This window comes from Mesorhizobium sp. B2-7-2 (assembly GCF_006440775.1).
Lineage (GTDB): Bacteria > Pseudomonadota > Alphaproteobacteria > Rhizobiales > Rhizobiaceae > Mesorhizobium.
Genome location: NZ_VFTZ01000014.1, coordinates 141,538 through 159,244, shown reverse-complemented (window position 1 = coordinate 159,244; position 17,707 = coordinate 141,538). Strand labels below are relative to the sequence as shown.

Annotated in this window: 18 protein-coding genes; 9 read left to right on the top strand and 9 right to left on the bottom strand. The window is 64.5% G+C overall.

Features of this window, described 5'->3' with window-relative positions:
- Window positions 1-10: 10 nt before the first annotated feature.
- On the bottom strand, window positions 11-220 hold the full coding sequence (locus tag FJ425_RS19855) for a SlyX family protein (protein ID WP_140546338.1): 210 nt from the start codon (window positions 218-220) through the stop codon (window positions 11-13).
- A 254-nt stretch (window positions 221-474) separates the two neighbouring features.
- Between FJ425_RS19855 and FJ425_RS19850 the strand changes: the two genes are divergently transcribed.
- The 6 genes from FJ425_RS19850 (at window position 475) to deoA (ending at window position 6,719) form a co-directional block, all read left to right on the top strand.
- Complete coding sequence (locus FJ425_RS19850; protein WP_140632610.1) at window positions 475-2,007, top strand: ABC transporter ATP-binding protein; 1,533 nt, start codon at window positions 475-477, stop codon at window positions 2,005-2,007.
- The gene (locus tag FJ425_RS19845) at window positions 2,004-3,143 is read left to right on the top strand and encodes an ABC transporter permease (protein ID WP_140632607.1); all 1,140 of its coding nucleotides are present in this window, start codon (window positions 2,004-2,006) and stop codon (window positions 3,141-3,143) included. Before FJ425_RS19850 ends, FJ425_RS19845 begins: the two co-directional genes overlap by 4 nt.
- 1 nt (window position 3,144) lies before the next feature.
- Entirely contained in the window at window positions 3,145-4,116 is a 972-nt protein-coding gene (locus FJ425_RS19840; protein WP_095766261.1) for an ABC transporter permease, read from the top strand.
- A gap of 77 nt (window positions 4,117-4,193) precedes the next feature.
- Window positions 4,194-4,586: a cytidine deaminase gene (cdd, locus tag FJ425_RS19835; protein WP_140632601.1), complete on the top strand. Its 393-nt coding sequence runs from the start codon at window positions 4,194-4,196 to the stop codon at window positions 4,584-4,586.
- Between the two features lie 13 nt (window positions 4,587-4,599).
- Window positions 4,600-5,403, top strand: a complete 804-nt coding sequence (locus tag FJ425_RS19830) for a purine-nucleoside phosphorylase (protein WP_140632598.1) — start codon at window positions 4,600-4,602, stop codon at window positions 5,401-5,403.
- Window positions 5,403-6,719 (top strand): thymidine phosphorylase, encoded by a 1,317-nt coding sequence (deoA, locus tag FJ425_RS19825; RefSeq protein WP_140632595.1) that lies wholly within the window; start codon window positions 5,403-5,405, stop codon window positions 6,717-6,719. Before FJ425_RS19830 ends, deoA begins: the two co-directional genes overlap by 1 nt.
- A 6-nt stretch (window positions 6,720-6,725) precedes the next feature.
- On the opposite strand, the gene FJ425_RS19820 is transcribed toward deoA, so the two are convergent.
- The 3 genes from FJ425_RS19820 to FJ425_RS19810 form a co-directional block, all read right to left on the bottom strand.
- Window positions 6,726-7,292, bottom strand: coding sequence for a TIGR02281 family clan AA aspartic protease (locus FJ425_RS19820; RefSeq protein WP_140725530.1), 567 nt, complete (start codon window positions 7,290-7,292; stop codon window positions 6,726-6,728).
- A 202-nt stretch (window positions 7,293-7,494) separates the two neighbouring features.
- Window positions 7,495-8,124, bottom strand: a complete 630-nt coding sequence (upp, locus tag FJ425_RS19815; protein ID WP_027165262.1) for a uracil phosphoribosyltransferase — start codon at window positions 8,122-8,124, stop codon at window positions 7,495-7,497.
- A gap of 140 nt (window positions 8,125-8,264) precedes the next feature.
- On the bottom strand, window positions 8,265-9,239 hold the full coding sequence (locus FJ425_RS19810; RefSeq protein ID WP_140725527.1) for an adenosine deaminase: 975 nt from the start codon (window positions 9,237-9,239) through the stop codon (window positions 8,265-8,267).
- Window positions 9,240-9,407: 168 nt separating this feature from the next.
- Between FJ425_RS19810 and ubiE the strand changes: the two genes are divergently transcribed.
- The 3 genes from ubiE (at window position 9,408) to coaBC (ending at window position 13,350) form a co-directional block, all read left to right on the top strand.
- Entirely contained in the window at window positions 9,408-10,184 is a 777-nt protein-coding gene (ubiE, locus tag FJ425_RS19805; RefSeq protein WP_140725525.1) for a bifunctional demethylmenaquinone methyltransferase/2-methoxy-6-polyprenyl-1,4-benzoquinol methylase UbiE, read from the top strand.
- Between the two features lie 43 nt (window positions 10,185-10,227).
- Entirely contained in the window at window positions 10,228-11,802 is a 1,575-nt protein-coding gene (gene ubiB, locus FJ425_RS19800; protein WP_140725522.1) for a 2-polyprenylphenol 6-hydroxylase, read from the top strand.
- A gap of 72 nt (window positions 11,803-11,874) precedes the next feature.
- Window positions 11,875-13,350, top strand: coding sequence for a bifunctional phosphopantothenoylcysteine decarboxylase/phosphopantothenate--cysteine ligase CoaBC (gene coaBC, locus FJ425_RS19795; RefSeq protein ID WP_210241697.1), 1,476 nt, complete (start codon window positions 11,875-11,877; stop codon window positions 13,348-13,350).
- 48 nt (window positions 13,351-13,398) lie between these two features.
- Here coaBC and FJ425_RS19790 read toward each other — a convergent pair whose 3' ends face one another.
- From FJ425_RS19790 to FJ425_RS19770, 5 genes are all read right to left on the bottom strand, one after another.
- Window positions 13,399-14,865 (bottom strand): MFS transporter, encoded by a 1,467-nt coding sequence (locus FJ425_RS19790; RefSeq protein ID WP_246677961.1) that lies wholly within the window; start codon window positions 14,863-14,865, stop codon window positions 13,399-13,401.
- A 224-nt stretch (window positions 14,866-15,089) separates the two neighbouring features.
- Window positions 15,090-15,566 (bottom strand): DUF992 domain-containing protein, encoded by a 477-nt coding sequence (locus FJ425_RS19785; protein WP_140632580.1) that lies wholly within the window; start codon window positions 15,564-15,566, stop codon window positions 15,090-15,092.
- Window positions 15,567-15,785: 219 nt separating this feature from the next.
- Window positions 15,786-16,637, bottom strand: coding sequence for a tetratricopeptide repeat protein (locus FJ425_RS19780; protein ID WP_140541918.1), 852 nt, complete (start codon window positions 16,635-16,637; stop codon window positions 15,786-15,788).
- Between the two features lie 133 nt (window positions 16,638-16,770).
- Complete coding sequence (gene rpsU, locus FJ425_RS19775; protein ID WP_027165252.1) at window positions 16,771-17,037, bottom strand: 30S ribosomal protein S21; 267 nt, start codon at window positions 17,035-17,037, stop codon at window positions 16,771-16,773.
- Between the two features lie 178 nt (window positions 17,038-17,215).
- Window positions 17,216-17,602: an SET domain-containing protein-lysine N-methyltransferase gene (locus FJ425_RS19770; RefSeq protein ID WP_140632577.1), complete on the bottom strand. Its 387-nt coding sequence runs from the start codon at window positions 17,600-17,602 to the stop codon at window positions 17,216-17,218.
- Between the last annotated feature and the right edge of the window lie 105 nt (window positions 17,603-17,707).

Sequence of the window (17,707 nt, the reverse complement as noted above, 5' to 3'; positions counted from 1 at the left end):
CCCATGCTCCTCACCAGTGGGGCGGCTTGGTCACCGGAACATCGGAGGCGGTCTGCTCCTCCAACTCCAGGAACCGGTCGGTAAGCGCTGCGAGCTTGCGCTCCATGCGCTCGATCACCTTCCACTGTTCGGCGATCTGCCCGGACAGTTCCTCGATGGTGTTCTCCTGCTCGGCGGCGCGGATTTCCAACGCCGTCAGCCGATCGTCAGGCATGGTCATGCAAACCGACCCCTTGCGAGTGTGAAGCCTCCGCCTCAGCAGATGTTCGTGGATGCCCGAATATATCTGCTTAGGCCCTATTGGTTCCCGCAGGTCTGATCGCAAAACCGTGGACAGTTTTGCGGAACCTGCTCAGGTTCGAAATTGACAAGGGCGCTGCGATTTGTCGAGAGTGCACCGCCGATTGGCATAAGCGGGGCATCATGCTAGGCCTTTTGACCAAGCGATAAAAAATAACAGTGGGAACAGGCTGCATGGCGCAAGCCGCAATCGAGCTCATAGGCATCAACAAGAGCTTTGGCGCAGTGCGCGCCAACCGCGACATCAACCTGGAAGTGGCGCGCGGCACCATCCACGGCATCGTCGGCGAGAACGGCGCCGGCAAGTCGACGCTGATGTCGATCCTTTATGGTTTCTATCAGGCCGACAGCGGCGAGATCCACGTCGGCGGCAAGCCGGTGTCGATCAACACCTCCAACGACGCCATCGCGCTCGGCATCGGCATGGTGCACCAGCACTTCATGCTGGTCGACAATTTCACGGTGCTGGAAAACATCATCCTCGGCGCCGAAAACGATGTGTTGTTGAAGAGCAGCATCGCCAAGGCACGCTCGGAACTCGACCGGCTGGAGCGCGAGTACGGCCTCGAGGTCGATCCGGATGCCGTCATCGAAGAGCTGCCGGTCGGCCTGCAGCAGCGTGTCGAAATCCTCAAGGCGCTTTACCGCGGCGCCGAGATCCTGATCCTCGACGAGCCGACGGGGGTGTTGACGCCGGCCGAGGCCGACCACCTTTTCCGCATTCTCAAGCAATTGAAGGAGCAGGGAAAAACCATCGTCCTCATCACGCACAAGCTGCGCGAGATCATGGCGATCACCGACACGGTCTCGGTGATGCGCCAGGGCACGATGGTGGCAACCCGGGTGACCAAGGAAACCACGGTCGGCGAACTGGCCGAGCTGATGGTCGGCAGGCGCGTGCTTCTCAGGGTCGAAAAGGGCCAGTCGGAAGCCGGCGCGATAAAACTCTCGGTCAAGAACCTGACGGTCAAGGATTCGCGCGGCGTCACCATGGTCGACAATGTCTCCTTCGACGTGCGCGGCGGCGAGATCGTCGGCATCGCCGGCGTTGCCGGCAACGGCCAGTCCGAGCTGCTGGAGGCAATCTCCGGCATCCGGCATGCGGTTTCCGGCGAGGTGATGCTGGAAGGCAAGCCGATCGATCTCACCGGCAAGGCCGATCCCGGCGAATTGCGCGACCGTGGGCTTGCCCACGTGCCCGAGGACCGCCACCATGTCGGGCTGGTGCTCGCCTTCGAGGAAAACGAGAATTCGATCCTCGGCTATCACGACGACGAGCGCTACCTGAAGGGGCCGTTCCTCGACGTCGATGCCATCATGGCCGACGCGAAGGACAAGATCGAGAAATACGACATCCGCCCCGGCAATCCGCGGCTGAAGACGGCGAACTTCTCCGGCGGCAACCAGCAGAAGATCGTGCTGGCCAGGGAGATGGAACAAGATCCCGGCGTGCTGATCGTCGGCCAGCCGACGCGCGGCGTCGACGTCGGCGCCATCGAATTCATCCACAAGCGGCTGATCGCCATGCGCGACCAGGGCAAGGCCGTGCTGGTGGTATCGGTCGAGCTCGACGAGATCCGCTCGCTGTCCGACCGCATCCTGGTGATGTTTGCCGGCCGTGTCGTCGGCGAGCGCGGCCCGGACGCGACCGAAGGCGAGCTCGGGCTGCTGATGGCCGGCGTCGAGCACCAGGAGGCCGCCGAATGAGCACGCCCTACACCAAGCTGCCGGCCTGGGCCGACTATGGGTTGATTCCGCTGATCAATCTGTCGGTCGCCTTCATCGTTGCCGGCTTCGTCGTCATGCTGGTCGGCGAAAACCCGTTCCGCGCCGCCGTCATCCTGGTCGACGGCGCCTTCGGCAAGGGCACGGGCATCGCGTTCACCCTGTTCTATGCCACGACCTTCATCTTCACCGGGCTGTCGGTGGCGGTGGCGGCGCATTGCAGCCTGTTCAACATCGGCACCGAGGGCCAGGCCTATATAGGCGGCCTCGGCATCGCGCTCGTTTGCCTGAGCCTCGACAGCGTGCTGCCCTGGTGGGCGATCTTTCCGATCGCGATCGTGGCCGCGGCGGCATTCGGCGCGCTGTGGGGGCTGATCCCGGCCTATCTGCAGGCTAAGCGCGGCTCGCACATCGTCATCACCACCATCATGTTCAACTTCATCGCCGCCTCGGTGATGGTCTATCTCTTGGTCGGTGCGCTGAAGCCGGCCGGGTCGCAGGCGCCGCAGACGCGCAATTTCCTCGCCGGCGCCGAACTGCCGAAGCTCAACTGGATCATCGAATTGTTCGGCGCCAAGATCCGCTCGGCGCCGCTCAACATCTGCTTTCTGCTGGCGCTCGTCATGGCCTTCCTGGTCTGGCTTTTGATCTGGCGCACCAGGCTCGGCTACGAAATGCGCACCTATGGCCACAGCCCGAAGGCGGCGCGCTATGCCGGCATTTCGGAAACCCGCATCATCATCACCGCGATGATGATCTCGGGCGCGCTTGCCGGCATGATGGCGCTCAACCCGGTGATGGGCGACCAGCACAATGTCGCGATCGATTTCGTGTCCGGCGCCGGCTATGTCGGCATCGCGGTCGCGTTGATGGGCAGGCTGCATCCGGTCGGCATCGTCCTGGCGGCGATCCTGTTCGGCATGCTCTACCAGGGCGGCGCGGAGCTTGCCTTCGAGATGCCGGCGATCAGCCGCGACATGATCGTCATCATCCAGGGGTTGGTCATCCTGTTCGCCGGCGCGCTCGAACACATGTTCAGGCCCTACATCCAGGCGCTGTTCGCCTCGGTCAGTCCGAAATCGGTCGGCATGCAGGCAGTGAACGGTAAGGGGGCCTGAGATGGATATGTTCAACGCCATCATCCAGGTGCTGGATTCGACCATCCGCCTTTCGGTGCCGCTGCTGCTCGCTTGCCTGGCGGGTCTTTATTCGGAACGGGCCGGCATCTTCGACATCGGCCTGGAAGGCAAGATGCTGGTCGGCGCCTTTGCCGGCGCTTCGGCCGCCGCCGTCTTCCATTCGGCGCTGATCGGCCTCGGCACGGCCGTGCTGATCTCGGTCGCTTTCGCCCTGGTGCACGGCTTCGCCTCGATCACGCATCGCGGCAACCAGATCGTGTCCGGCGTGGCGATCAATTTCATCGCTGCCGGATCGACCATCATCCTCGGCCAGGCGTGGTTCCAACAGGGCGGACGCACGCCGGCCCTGCAGCCGGCCGAACGCTTCGAGGCGATCATCTGGCCCGGCGCCGAGGCGATCAAGGACGTGCCGATCATCGGCCCGATCTATGCCGAGCTGATCTCCGGCCATTCGATCTTGGTCTATTTCGCCTTCGCCATGGTGCCGTTCACCTGGTGGGTGCTGTTTCGTACCCGCTTCGGGCTCAGGATGCGCGCCGTAGGCGAAAATCCGGCAGCGGTCGACACCGCCGGCATCTCGGTCGCCTGGCTGCGCTACCGCGCGCTGATCTGCACCGGCATCCTCACGGGCGTTGCCGGCGCGTATCTTTCCATGGTGCAGAATGGCGGCTTCGTGAAGGACATGACTGCGGGCAAGGGCTATATCGCGCTGGCAGCGCTCATCTTCGCCAAATGGAAGCCGGTCAACGCCATGTTCGCCTGCCTGTTGTTCGGTTTCCTCGATGCTGCGGCGATCCGCCTGCAGGGCTCGCCGCTGCCGATCATCGGCAAGGTGCCGGTGCAATTCATGCAGGCGCTGCCCTATGTGCTGACCGTCATTCTGCTCGCAGGCTTCATCGGCAAGGCCATCCCGCCGCGTGCCGGCGGCGTGCCCTATGTGAAGGAACGCTGAGGTCGGAGAATGCAGCGGCGGGATTTTCGTGCGGCGGCGACCGGTATTTGAACAAGATCGTGGGAGAGAAGAACCGGATGTCGCATGATCTTTTCGAGGCGGCGAAGACGGCGATGGCAAAGGCCTATGCGCCCTATTCGAAGTTCCCAGTAGGAGCAGCGCTGCGCACCGAGGACGGGCGCGTCTTCACCGGCGCCAATATCGAAGTGGCGTCCTATCCGGAAGGCTGGTGCGCCGAGACCACGGCGCTCGGCCATTACATCATGGGCGGCGGCGGCAGGATCATTGAGATCGCGGTGATCGCCGAACGCATGGCCAAATGCTCGCCATGCGGCGGCTGCCGGCAGCGGCTGGCGGAATTCTGCCGGCCGGACACGAAGCTCTATCTCTGCGACAACGCCGGCGTGGCCGAAACGGTGACCATGGGCGACATGCTGCCCTACGGCTTCAGGGGCGACATCTTGAAATGAGGAGCGGGTTGAAATGAAGGAAGCGCTGGATCATCTGGTCGAGAAGCTGGACGGACTGGCGCCGGCCGCGGCGCTCGTGCTGGGCTCGGGCCTGGGCGGGCTGGTCGACCAGGTCAAGGATGCCAGGCGCATCTCCTATGCCGAACTGCCGGGCTTCCCGCGCAGCGGTGTTTCCGGCCACGCCGGCGAGGTGGTTGCCGGCCATTTCGCCGGCACGCCGGTGCTGATGCTGTCCGGACGCGCGCATTATTACGAGCATGGCAATGCCGCGGCGATGCGGCCGGCGCTGGAGGTGCTTGCCGGCATCGGCATCTCGCATTTGATCCTCACCAATGCCGCCGGCTCCGTCGATCCTGAAATGGGGCCGGGTTCGGTGATGCTGATCACCGACCACATCAATTTCGCCGGCTCCAACCCGCTGATCGGCGAGCCGAGCGACCGCCGCTTCGTCGGCCTCACCGAGGCCTATGACGCCGGCTTGCGCGGCGCGATCGAGAAAGCGGCGAAGGCAACGGGAACTGCGCTGCATCAGGGCGTCTATATGTGGTTTTCCGGACCATGCTTCGAGACGCCGGCCGAGATCCGCATGGCCCGCGTCATGGGGGCGACGGCGGTCGGCATGTCGACCGTGCCGGAAGTCATCCTCGCCCGCTTCCTCGGGCTCAAGGTCGCCGCCTGCTCGGTCATCACCAACCTGGCGGCCGGCATGACCGGAGCGGAGCTCTCGCACCAGGAAACCAAGGATATGGCGCCAATCGGCGGCGCGCGGCTGGCGACGATCCTGCGGCGCGTCTTCCAGGACGGCTTGCCCGACTGATGCTGCCGCAGGAGATCATCCGCCGCAAGCGCGACGGCCACAAACTCTCGGCCGACGAGATCGGGGCCTTCGTCGCGGGGCTGACGGCCGGCACCATCTCCGAGGGCCAGGTCGGCGCTTTCGCGATGGCCGTGTTCCTCAACGGCATGAGCCGCGAGGAAGCGGTGGCGCTGACGATTGCGATGCGCGATTCCGGCGATGTGCTCGACTGGTCCGACCTGCCGGGCCCGGTCACCGACAAGCATTCCACGGGCGGTGTCGGCGACAATGTCTCGCTGATGCTGGCGCCGATCGTCGCGGCCTGCGGCGCCTGTGTGCCGATGATCTCGGGCCGCGGGCTCGGCCACACCGGCGGCACGCTGGACAAGATGGATGCCATCCCCGGCTATGCCAGTCAGCCGGATGTGGCGCTTTTCCGCAAGACGGTGCTCGAGACCGGTTGCGCCATTATCGGCCAGACCGCCGATCTCGCGCCGGCCGACCACAGGCTCTATGCGATCCGCGACGTGACCGGAACGGTCGAATCGGTGCCGCTGATCACCGCGTCGATCCTGTCGAAGAAGCTTGCCGCGGGCCTGGGCTCGCTGGTGCTCGACGTCAAGGTCGGCAACGGCGCCTTCATGGAGAAGTCGCGCGATGCCGTCGCCCTGGCGAACAGCCTGGTCGAGGTCGCCAATGGCGCCGGCTTGAAGGCCTCAGCGCTGGTGACCGGCATGAGCGAGCCGCTGGCCTCGGCCGCCGGCAACGCGGTCGAGGTGAAGAATGCCGTCGATTTCCTCACCGGGCGATATCGTGACCGGCGGCTGGAGGAGGTGACGCTGGCGCTGGCGGCCGAGATGCTGCAGTCGGCGGGGCTCGTATCGTCCAACCAGGACGGCATCAGGCGCGCCACCGAAGCGCTTGCCGGAGGCCGTGCGGCGGCCGTCTTCGCGCGAATGGTGTCGGCGCTTGGCGGTCCCGGCGATTTCATCGAGAATGCGGAAAAATATTTGCCGACTACGCCGGTCGAACTGGCCGTGAAGGCGGAACAGGACGGGTTCGTGACCGGCATCGCGACGCGCGATATCGGGCTTGCCGTCGTCACGCTCGGTGGCGGGCGTACCCGTCCGGACGACAAGATCGATTATGCCGTCGGCTTGACCGGGCTGTTGCCGGTCGGCGCCGAGCTGCGCCCGGGCGAGGCACTGGCGCTGGTGCATGCCCGCACCGACGCACAGGCTGCGGCAGCAGCTGCCGCTGTGCGTGCCGCCTATACGATCGGCGCGTCGAAGCCGCCTGCCGAGAAGACCGTGTTGAGGCGGATACTGCCGCGCTGATCGGACTTACTGCACGAGCAGCAGCGAGCCGTCCTGGACCTGGTATTTCTGCAGCCGCTGCAGGAAGCTCATGCCGATCAGATTGGTCTGCAGCGCCCTGTCGTCGAGCACCATCGCCTGGACGTTGTCGACCGAGATCTTGCCGATCTGCAGGCGGTCGACCGTCACCACGGCGGCCTTGATCGCGCCGTTGGCGGTGTTCACCGGTCGATTGAAGTCGGACGGATTGAGCGAGATGCCGATCCTGCGCGCCGTCGAGGTGTTGATGGCGACCAGCGTCGCGCCGGTGTCGATCATGCCGTCGATCTGGCGGCCATTGAGCTTGAACTGCGACGTGAAGTGGCCGCGCCCATCGGCATTGACCAGCACCTGACGGCCGAGCGGCACCGGCGTCGCCGGCTTGTCCGGAACCGAGGCGAGATTGACCTGCGGTTCTATCTCCGGGGCAGCCGGTTGCGGGGCGACGGTCGATTTCAGCAGGCCGTCCATCAGATGCGGGTTAGCCTGATAGACGATCGGAATAGAAGCCGAGGTTCCGGCAAAGATGCCGAGGATGAGAATTTTGCGCAGCATGGATGCCCCTGGAGCGTTTCACCGTTTCAAGGAAACGTCGACCCGCTCTATCCCTTGTCTTGGAGCAATTCCGAACGAAAAACCGCTTCACACTTTCCTGGAATTGCTCGCGAAGCAGCCTCCTTAAGCCCGACATGGTGTGTACGACTTTAACGCGTGCGGGAACCGCAAGCTTGCGTAAACGGCCAGTTAAGAACGGCGCTCACTTTGTGCCGTACATGCGGTCGCCGGCGTCGCCGAGGCCGGGCATGATGTAGCCCTTGTCGTTCAACTGCCGGTCTATCGAGGCGGTGAAGATCGGCACGTCCGGATGCGCCTTGGTGAACCGCTCGATGCCTTCGGGGGCGGCAAGCAGGCAGAGGAAGCGGATGTTGGTGGCGCCGCGCCCCTTAAGCTTGTCGATCGCGGCGATCGCGGAATTGGCGGTCGCCAGCATCGGATCGACGACGATCACCAGACGGTCGGCAAGATCGCTCGGCGCCTTGAAGAAATACTCGACCGCTTCAAGCGTCTCGTGGTCGCGGTAGAGGCCGATATGGGCGACGCGTGCCGCCGGCACCAGGTCGAGCAGGCCCTCGAGCAGGCCGTTGCCGGCGCGCAGCACCGAAGCAAAGACCAGCTTCTTGCCTTCCAGCGTCGGCGCTTCCATCTCCTCGATCGGCGTCTCGATCATGGTCGTGGTCAGTTCGAGATTGCGGGTCACCTCATAGCCGAGCAGCAGCGAAATCTCGCGCAGCAGCCGCCGGAAGCCGGCCGTCGAGGTCTCCTTCTTGCGCATGATGGTCAGCTTGTGCTGGACGAGGGGATGGTCGACGACGGTGACGCCCTGCATGATGTGCTCCAGTGAGTGGTGAATAGTGAATAGTGAATAGTAAGCAGGTTTGCGAGTCCTGACGGTTCTACGATTGCCTTGACATGCCGAAGCGCGCCGGCAGACCAACCATTCACCATTCACCATTCACGATTCACCATTCACCGGCCTCTGGCGTCGAGGCGGCCTAGCAGCATCGCCTTGGTCTTCTTGTCCACGAAGGCCGCTTCGATGGCCGTTCTGGTGATCCCGGCGAGCGCCTTGTCGTTCAAGGCGAAATGCTCGGCGGCGATATCGTATTCGCGCTTCAGCGAGGTCCAGAAGTAGGGCGGGTCGTCGGAGTTGAGCGTCACCTTGCAGCCGGCTGCGCGCAGCGCCGGAAAGGGATGGTCGGCGAAGCTGTCGAACACTTTCAGCGCGATATTGGAGCCCGGGCAGCATTCCAGCACCACGCCTTCGGCGGCGATGCGGCGGACCAGGTCCGGATTCTCGATGGCGCGAACGCCGTGACCGATGCGGGAGGGGCGGATGTGGTCGAGCGCCGCCGCCACACTTTCCCAGCCCATCAGCTCGCCGGCATGGATGGTGATGCCGAGGCCCGCTTCGCGCGCGATCTCGACGGCGCGCACATAGTCCTCGAAATCGCCGATGCGCTCGTCGCCGGCGACGCCGAAACCGGTCACCAGCGGATGGCCGCAGCGCGCCGCGAAGCGCGCCGCCTGCTCGATCGCCTCGACCCCGACATGGCGCACGCCGGTGACGATCATGCGGCCCTCGATACCGGTCTTGGCCTTGGCGCGGGTCATGCCTTCGCCCAGCGCATCCGTATAGGCTTTTGGCGACAGGCCGGCCTTTTTGGCATGGTCCGGGGAGGTGAATATCTCGGAATAGATGGCGCCGTCGCGGGCGAGGCTGGTCAGATAATAATCGGCGAGACGGGCATAGTCCTCTTCCGTGCGAAACAGGTCGGATGCGAAATCGTAAGCCGCGAGAAACGAGGTGAAGTCCTGCCAGACGAATGAGCCGTCCTGGATGTAGGGCGAAGGGTCCTTGCCGTATTTGCGGGCCTGGGCGACGACGAGCTCGGGCGCCGCCGCCCCTTCGATGTGGCAGTGCAGTTCGGCCTTCAAAATCATGCGGTCATCCCGTCCGATTTGCTGCTCTCGCGCAGATTCTGGCCGGAAAATCATGCGTGGCCTTTCCCTGCCGGGTTTTGAAGGCGCGGCCGAAAACCGCGCCTTGGACAATAGCGTCGGCACCATCGATCGGCTATGGTCCCGCCGGTTTTATGGCGGATCAAAATAATGTCAGTTGAGAGAACCACGGCCGCGGGCGGCATGGAAACCTCCTATGGTTTCAGGAAGGTCGGGGAAGGCGAGAAGCAGCCCCTGGTCAACGACGTCTTCCATAAGGTGGCCAATCGATACGACCTGATGAACGACCTGATGTCGGCTGGGTTGCATCGGTTGTGGAAGGACGCGATGGTCGCCTGGCTGAACCCTCCCAAAAAGGTGGGCTGGAAGGTGCTCGACGTTGCCGGCGGCACCGGCGATGTCGCCTTCCGCATCGTGGAGGCCAGCCAGCGCCAGGCCCATGCCACGGTGCTCGACATCAACGGCTCGATGCTGACCGTCGGCCGCGACCGCGCCGAAAAGCTGGGGCTTGCCGCGAACACCGACTTCGTCGAGGCCAATGCCGAGGAATTGCCTTTCGAGGATGACAGCTTCGATGCCTATACGATCGCTTTCGGTATCCGCAACGTGCCACGCATCGAGGTCGCTCTTGCCGAAGCATATCGGGTGCTGAAGCGGGGCGGTCGGTTGCTCTGCCTCGAATTCTCCGAGGTCGACATGCCGCTGCTCGACAAGGCCTATGAGGCCTGGTCGTTCAACGCCATCCCCAAAATCGGCAAGGCGGTGACCGGCGATGGCGAGCCCTATTCCTATCTCGTGGAATCGATCCGCAAGTTCCCCAACCAGCAGAATTTCGCGGCGATGATCACCCGCGCCGGCTTCGACCGCGTCACCTTCCGCAACTATTCGGGCGGCATCGCCGCCCTTCATTCCGGCTGGAAGCTTTGAGGCGCGGCCCCTTGCAGCAGGCGGCTTTGAAACAGGCAGGGCTATGACCAGCGTCGGCGCAGCCTTCAGGCTCGCCAGGGCCGGCTGGGTGCTGGTCCGCGAGGGCGTCGTCGCGGCGCTGCCGGGCGAAGAACTCTCCGGCATGCCGAAATTCGGCTGGCGCGTGGCGCGGCTTTTCACCCGCCGCCGGGCGCTGAGCTATCAGCGGGGCGACAGGCTGGCACGGGCGGTGGTGCGGCTCGGACCTTCCTACGTCAAGCTCGGCCAGTTCCTGGCAACACGCCCGGATGTCGTCGGCAACGACATGGCGCTGGACCTCGCGCTCTTGCAGGACAAGATGCATACCTTCCCGAAAGCGGCGGCGGTCCATGCGATCGAAGCCTCGCTCGGGCGCAGGATCGACGATCTCTATGCCAGCTTCGGGGACCCCGTCGCCGCCGCTTCGATCGCGCAGGTGCACGGCGCCGATGTGGCACGTGATGGAACGACGTCGCGTGTCGCGGTGAAAGTTATCCGGCCCGGCGTGCGGCACCGCTTCTTCCAGGATCTCGAAAGCTATTTCCTTGCCGCCCGCCTGCAGGAGAAATACATCCCCTCGTCGCGCCGGCTGCGTCCGGTCGAGGTGACCCAGACGCTGGCGCAGACCACCAAGATCGAGATGGACCTGAGGCTCGAGGCAGCCGCGCTTTCCGAACTCGGCGAGAACACCAAGGACGATCCGGGTTTTCGCGTGCCGGCGGTCGACTGGGAGCGGACCGGCCGCGACGTGCTCACCATGGAGTGGATCGACGGCATCAAGATGAACGATCTCGCCGGTCTTGCCGATGCCGGCCACGACCTCAAGGCGATCGCCGCCAATCTGGTCCAATCGTTCCTGCGGCACACGTTGCGCGACGGCTTCTTCCATGCCGACATGCATCCTGGAAATCTGTTCGTCGAGGCGAACGGCACAATCGTCGCGGTCGATCTCGGCATTGCCGGCCGGCTCGGCAAGAAGGAGCGCCGCTTCCTGGCAGAGATCCTCTACGGCTTCATCGTGCGCGACTATCAGCGCGTCGCCGAAGTGCATTTCGAGGCGGGCTACGTGCCGCGCCAACACAATGTCTCGGCCTTCGCGCAGGCGATCCGCGCCATCGGCGAGCCGATCCACGGCCAGTCGGCCGAGACCATCTCGATGGCGAAGCTGTTGACGCTGCTATTCGAAGTCACCGAGCTCTTCGATATGGCGACGCGGACCGAGCTGGTGCTTTTGCAGAAGACCATGGTGGTGGTCGAAGGCGTCGCCCGCACGCTCGATCCGGCCTTCAACATGTGGAAGACGTCCGAGCCTGTGGTCAGCGACTGGATCGCGGGCAATCTCGGCCCGCGCGGCATGCTCACCGACGCGCGCGACGGCGCCAAGGCGCTGCTGGCGCTCGCGCGCCAGGCACCGGACCTCGCCGCCCGCACCGACCGACTGTCGCGTGAGATCGACCTGATGGCCGAGAAAGGTCTGCGCTTCGACGAAGCGACCGCGCGCGCGATCGGCAAGGCCGAAGCGCGCCATACCCGTTCCGGCCGCGTGGCGCTCTGGGTGATCGCGCTGACGCTGGTCTACATTGCGTGGAAATTGCTCTGACCGCCATGCGGCTTGTCGCCGATTGATTGCATTGCTATCATTGCAAGCGCCACCTGAAGTGAGTGCAATCACATGGCCAGCATCACGATCCGCAATCTGGATGACGAGGTCAAGGACCTGCTCCGGCAACTCGCGGCCGAGAATGGCTGCTCGATGGAGGAGCAGGCGCGGGCGATGATACGCGCCGCGGTCGAAGGCCGGGCAGGGCAGGCCGACCGCATCGGTCAGATCGAAGAAAGGCTGCGTGCGCTGACGGGCTCAAAGGTGCAGGCGGCGCCGGTTGTCGCTGCATCCGCCAAATCAGTTTCGCGAGGTTCTCTCTCCGGCAAGCGCATCCTGCTCATCATCGGCGGCGGCATCGCCGCCTACAAGGCGCTCGACCTGATCCGGCGGTTGCGCGAGCGGGGCGCCTCGGTGCGGGTGGTGATGACGTCGGCCGCGCAGGAATTCGTCACCACGCTGTCGGTCGGCGCGCTTTCGGCCGATCATGTCTTCACCGGGCTGTTCGACCGCAAGGACGAGCACGATGTCGGCCATATCAGGCTGTCGCGCGAGGCCGACCTGCTGGTCGTTGCGCCAGCAACCGCGGACCTGATGGCGAAGCTCGCCAACGGTCATGCCAACGACCTTGCCTCGACGGTGCTTCTGGCCACCGACAAGAAGGTGCTGATGGCGCCGGCGATGAACCCGAAGATGTGGGCGCATCCGGCAACGCGGCGCAATCGGGCTACCTTGCAGAAGGACGGCGTCGCCTTTGTCGGTCCCGCCAAGGGCGAAATGGCCGAGAGCAACGAAGCGGGCGAGGGCCGCATGGCCGAGCCGCTGGAGATCGTCGCCGCAATCGAGGCCATGCTCGACCAGAAGCCGAAGCCGCTTGCCGGGCGCCGGATCATCGTCACCTCCGGTCCGACGCATGAGCCGATCGATCCGGTGCGCTACATCGCCAACCGCTCCTCGGGCAAGCAGGGCCATGCCATCGCCGCCGCGCTGGCTAAGCTCGGCGCCGATGTCAGGCTTGTCTCCGGCCCGGTCACCCTCGCCGATCCGGCCGGTGTCGCGACCACCCACGTCGAAACGGCCGCGCAGATGAAGCAAGCGGTCGAGAGCCTGTTGCCGGCGGATGCCGCCGTATTTGTTGCCGCCGTCGCCGACTGGCGCACGGAAAACGCCGCCGGCGAGAAGATCAAGAAGGTGGCGGGCAAGGGACCGCCTTCGCTGCGGATGGTCGAGAACCCCGACATCCTCGCGGGCATCGGCCATCACGTGCAGCGGCCGGGCCTCGTCGTCGGCTTTGCCGCCGAGACACAGGACCTCATCGCCAATGCCGAGGCGAAGCTCAAGAAAAAGGGCGCGGACTTCATCGTTGCCAACGATGTCTCGCACGAAAGCGGCATCGGTCCATCCGGCGTGATGGGCGGCGACCGCAACAAGGTGCGCATCGTCTCCAGGACCGGCGTCGAGGAATGGCCGGAAATGGGCAAGGACGAGGTGGCGGCGCGGCTCGCCGCGCTGATTGCGGAGCGGCTGCAGCAGACTATTGAGGTCTGACCCGAGCGGCAAGCCGGCGCCTCGGCCGCGGCCGCCATGACATCCCCGTCAACCCGCTGCCAATCTCGGCCGGTTTGTCGCCGAAAATATCCTCAATGCCGCCAGGCAGCCGAACACGCCGAGGGGCACGAAGGCCAGAAACAGCCAGCCGGCGACGCCTGCGGCCGCTTCACGGTTCAGGCCTTCCGAGAAGCCGCTGCCATTGGCGACGATGCCGGCGAGCGCTGCGCCTACCGCATAGCCGATGCGCTGCATGGTCGGCACGGCGGCTGAGGCGATGGTCTGCTCGCCGTCGCGGGCCGAGGCGACGATGACGCGCGTGAGGAAGGGCCAGCAAACGCCAAAGCCGCCGCCTTGCAAAAGGGCGCAGAGCAGGATCAGCGGGATCGAGCCTGCCGGGATTGTGTAAGCGAAACCGGCGAGGCCGGAGGCGATCATCAGCGCGCCGACGAGGATGATCAGCCTCTCGCGCTCCAGCGGCGCATTGGCGATGAGGATCGACAGGATCGACCAGGCGATCGATTCTGCGGCGATGATGTAGCCGGTGGTCAGGATCGGAATGCCGTGCAGCGTGGTCAGAAGCAGCGGCCCGTAAATGGTGAAGGTGCAGGTCGCCACGGAGAAAGCCGCAACCATGGTCATGCCGCTGCCAAGCGGCGAGCGCCATGAAAACAGAGGCGACGGGAAGAGCCGGGATTGCGGTCTAAGCGCGTCCACGCGGAAGAAAAGCGCCAGGCCGGTCAGGCCGAGGAAGAGGAGCAGCGACGAGCGCAACAGGGCGACGTCGATGCCGGCGGCGGCGATCAGCACGACGCTGAGGGCGAGACAGGCAAGCGCGGGATAGGGGAAGGGCGGTGCCTTGCCGCCGCTCGCCTGCGGCTTCCTCGCTTCGGGGGTGTCGAGCACGACGAAGCTTGCCAGCGCCATCGCCGCGCCACCCAAGGTGAAGACGCCGAAAGCCCAGCGCCACGACAGGAATTCGGTCATGAGAGCGCCAAGCATCGGGCCGCTGAAGGCTGCGACGCCCCAGATTGCGGACATGATGCCGAAGAGCTGCGGCCAGATGTTGCGTGGAAACAGACGCTCGACCGAGACGAAGGCCAGCGATACCAGCGCGCCGCCGCCAAGCCCTTCGACCAGACGCCCGATGAGGAACAACGGCATGGAAGGCGCCGTGGCGCAGATCAGCGCGCCGGTCGCGTAGAGCAGGGCGGCGACCATCATGTTGGAGCGTAGGGCGACATAACTGACCAGCCGGCCCGCAGCGGCGCCGGCGACGATTGCGCCGAGCTCATAGATCGCCAGCGACCAGCCGACCAGCTGCACGCCCGCCAGTTCGCCGACCATGGCCGGCATCACCGTCGCCACCATCGTCTCGTTGGTGGCATGCAGCAGGATGCCGAGGCTGACGAAGCAGAAGCGCGCCAGATCGCCGCTCGCCCACAGCGTCCGCCAATCCACCCTGTTGCTGGCCAGCCTGTTGCTGGCCAGCTTGTTGCCGCTCGCTGCCGTCACGCCGATCTCCTGCTTGTTTTGCGCACCTCATCCGCGTTGCGAACGAGGGGCAAGATCCAGTTCGGCAGGGCTTGTAGAACCTCAAGCGCAGTTGAGCTCAAGAGGCTTTTTCGCGGATTTCGAGGCAAGCCATTGGCGCCGAAGGGATCCGGCTTTCCAAAGCACTCGGCCCGGAACAGATGTTCCGGGCCGAGTGCGGCGCGATGAATTGAAAAGCCGAAGGCTCACTTGTAGGAGTGGACGAGGTCCAGCGACGCCACGGTGACGGCCAGGTTGAGGCCGGTCTGCGCCTGGACGCTGAGCGGCTCCAGCATGAAGGCGCTGTCCAAGCCGCCGACCAGGACGTTGGCGCCGCCGCCGGTCACCACGCTCGCCTCGGCATTGACGCCGTAATAGCTGCCGGCGAGATCGCCCGCATCATGGCTGCGGGTGGCGGCAAGCACCGCCCAGACGAGCTGGCCCTGATGCGTCTTGCCGACGTCGACGCCGAGCTTGGAGATCATCCCGGTATAAATTTCGGCCGGGCCCTGATGGGAGGGGCGGAAGACGCAGGAGACGCCCTTGTTCGACGTGATGACGTAGCCGACGCCGCCGTCGATCGTGCAATCGAGCGTGCCGAGCCGGAGCGTGCCGGCGCTGACCGGAGAAGCGAGCACCGTGGCGGCAAGCGCGGCAGCGGCACAGGCAAGTGTCTTGATCATTGGAAAGGTCCCTTTCGCGAAAATCTTGGCCCCGGCTTAAACGATCGAGGTGCACGGAGCGTTCCGCCGAAACTTTGACGCGAACATGGCAAGGGTTAACGCATTGTCCTGGGCGGTTAACGGATCGCTATCGGCGTCTCCGCAGCGCAACATCGCGGCCGCCGACGGCGACCGGGCGACCGTGAACGACGCTTAAGCGTCGTCCCTTCCGGCGTCGGATCAGCTGGCGTTGCCGCCTGTGCGCGACAGGCCGTCCTTGGCCGGCTGGTAGTTGGGGTCGAGGTGGATCGCCTCGCGGTAGGACTTGGCAGCCCTTCCCTTGTCGCCGCGCTTTTCGTAGATCAGTGCCTGGTTGGCCCAGGCCTCGGCGTTCTTGCCGTCGAGCTTGATGGCCATATTGAAGTCGGAGAAGGCGTTGTCCTCGTCGCCTGTCGCCAGGTAGGAGAGGCCGCGGCCGTTGTAGGGCTCGGCGGCGTCCGGCGCCAGCGAGATCGCGGTCGAGAAATCCTCGATGGCGAATTTGTGCTGGCCCTGGCTTTGATAGATCAGGCCGCGATTGTGGTAGGCGCGGGCATCGGTGGTGTCGAGTTGGATCGCCTTCTGGAAGTCGTTGAAGGCATCCTGGGTGCGGCCCGCCTTGCGGTAGAGATTGCCGCGGCCGATATAGGCTGCGTCGTAGTTGGCGTTGATCTGGATCGAGCGGTTGTAGTCGGCCAATGCAGCTTCCTGATTGCCGAGAAAGCGCTGGATCAGCGCGCGGTTCGAATAGGCCTGGTAGAAGTTCGGATTGAGCTGGATCGCCTGGTTGAAGTCCTTGAGCGCCGCCTGGTACTGGCCGCCGCGGCCATAGGCCGAGCCGCGCACGTTATAGCCGTCGGGATCCTGCGGATTTCGCTGGATGACCGCCGAAAGCGAGGAGATGTTCTCGCTCGACCCCTGCGCCTTGTCGATCGAGTTGAACTCACCCGTCGGGGTCGTCTGGCATGCTGCGAGTGTCAGACCCGAAAGCAGGGCCGCCGTCAGGGCGAAGCCGCGAAAAGCGGTTTTGCGCTCCACGGTAATTGCGTTCATCTTTGTTCCTCACTGCCGCAGCGCCGTCAGTCCGTTCCCTCTCCGAACCGGCTCTAATACATAAACAAAAGGGTGGCGGCGATTCCGCATCGCGCCACCCTCGGTATCCTTCGAAAAGGACGAAAAATAGGCGTTATGAGCGCGGCGAGCGCGATGCGCCGGCAGCACCAGCCGGAGCCGGGCGTGGGGTCATCGGCAGCAGGCCTTCGCGCTGGGCGCGCTTGCGGGCCAGCTTGCGGGCGCGGCGCACGGCCTCGGCCTTCTCGCGGGCACGCTTCTCCGACGGCTTCTCGTAGTGACCGCGCATCTTCATTTCGCGGAAAATACCTTCGCGCTGCATCTTCTTCTTCAGCGCGCGAAGCGCCTGATCAACGTTGTTGTCGCGGACGAGTACCTGCACGGGCAATCCTGTCTTCGGGTTTGAAATCATTAGGCAAACAGCCATAGCTGACATGCCTCCGCGGCGAATTGCACCGCGAATTGTGGCGGCTGATAGCAGAATCAGGCTGGGATGTCCACCTTTGATTGCGCGAAACGGCATCAAAAACCCGAGCACTGCGCCCGCATGTTTGCTCGCGCTACGCGGTCGTCAGATGGTGGCGCGCAAAGTCCTCGAAAAACTCACCATAATCGCAGGTGATTTCCTCGCCGGCAGCGATGTCGCGAATGGCCGTGGCGCCGCCATATTGCGAGAAATCGGTATTCGGCCGCTCGGAGTGATTCATGAAGCGGCCATTGTCCACCTCATAGACCATGAAGCCGGGCTTGTCCGGGCTCGGATAGGCGTAGCGGTCGAGCAGTTCCTTGAGATGCAGAGATGCGGCTTCATATTTCTCCAGCGGGATCAGCCGGTCGAAATCCGGATCGAGGCGCCAGATCGAAGCGCCCTTGCGGATCGGCTCGGCGGCGAAGACCCCGACCCCTTCGATGGCACTCTGGGCAACATAGGTTCTGATCAGCAGCATCGTTCCGGTCCGATTTCGACGGGAACGAAAATCGTCAAATCGGAGCGGATTGCAAGGCCGCCCCGCGACTTTTTCGGTTGGCCGGCAGCGGCATGCCCCGTCAAA

What these genes read in the sequence shown, in the direction of transcription:
- FJ425_RS19820 (WP_140725530.1), bottom strand. Translation starts at nt 7,292, where the DNA reads ATGCTGCGCAAAATTCTCATCCTCGGCATCTTTGCCGGAACCTCGGCT.
- FJ425_RS19840 (WP_095766261.1), top strand. Translation starts at nt 3,145, where the DNA reads ATGGATATGTTCAACGCCATCATCCAGGTGCTGGATTCGACCATCCGC.
- deoA (WP_140632595.1), top strand. Translation starts at nt 5,403, where the DNA reads ATGCTGCCGCAGGAGATCATCCGCCGCAAGCGCGACGGCCACAAACTC.
- upp (WP_027165262.1), bottom strand. Translation starts at nt 8,124, where the DNA reads ATGCAGGGCGTCACCGTCGTCGACCATCCCCTCGTCCAGCACAAGCTG.
- FJ425_RS19845 (WP_140632607.1), top strand. Translation starts at nt 2,004, where the DNA reads ATGAGCACGCCCTACACCAAGCTGCCGGCCTGGGCCGACTATGGGTTG.
- FJ425_RS19830 (WP_140632598.1), top strand. Translation starts at nt 4,600, where the DNA reads ATGAAGGAAGCGCTGGATCATCTGGTCGAGAAGCTGGACGGACTGGCG.
- FJ425_RS19810 (WP_140725527.1), bottom strand. Translation starts at nt 9,239, where the DNA reads ATGATTTTGAAGGCCGAACTGCACTGCCACATCGAAGGGGCGGCGGCG.
- FJ425_RS19780 (WP_140541918.1), bottom strand. Translation starts at nt 16,637, where the DNA reads ATGAACGCAATTACCGTGGAGCGCAAAACCGCTTTTCGCGGCTTCGCC.
- cdd (WP_140632601.1), top strand. Translation starts at nt 4,194, where the DNA reads ATGTCGCATGATCTTTTCGAGGCGGCGAAGACGGCGATGGCAAAGGCC.
- FJ425_RS19850 (WP_140632610.1), top strand. Translation starts at nt 475, where the DNA reads ATGGCGCAAGCCGCAATCGAGCTCATAGGCATCAACAAGAGCTTTGGC.
- FJ425_RS19855 (WP_140546338.1), bottom strand. Translation starts at nt 220, where the DNA reads ATGACCATGCCTGACGATCGGCTGACGGCGTTGGAAATCCGCGCCGCC.
- FJ425_RS19770 (WP_140632577.1), bottom strand. Translation starts at nt 17,602, where the DNA reads ATGCTGCTGATCAGAACCTATGTTGCCCAGAGTGCCATCGAAGGGGTC.
- coaBC (WP_210241697.1), top strand. Translation starts at nt 11,875, where the DNA reads ATGGCCAGCATCACGATCCGCAATCTGGATGACGAGGTCAAGGACCTG.
- FJ425_RS19785 (WP_140632580.1), bottom strand. Translation starts at nt 15,566, where the DNA reads ATGATCAAGACACTTGCCTGTGCCGCTGCCGCGCTTGCCGCCACGGTG.
- ubiE (WP_140725525.1), top strand. Translation starts at nt 9,408, where the DNA reads ATGTCAGTTGAGAGAACCACGGCCGCGGGCGGCATGGAAACCTCCTAT.
- ubiB (WP_140725522.1), top strand. Translation starts at nt 10,228, where the DNA reads ATGACCAGCGTCGGCGCAGCCTTCAGGCTCGCCAGGGCCGGCTGGGTG.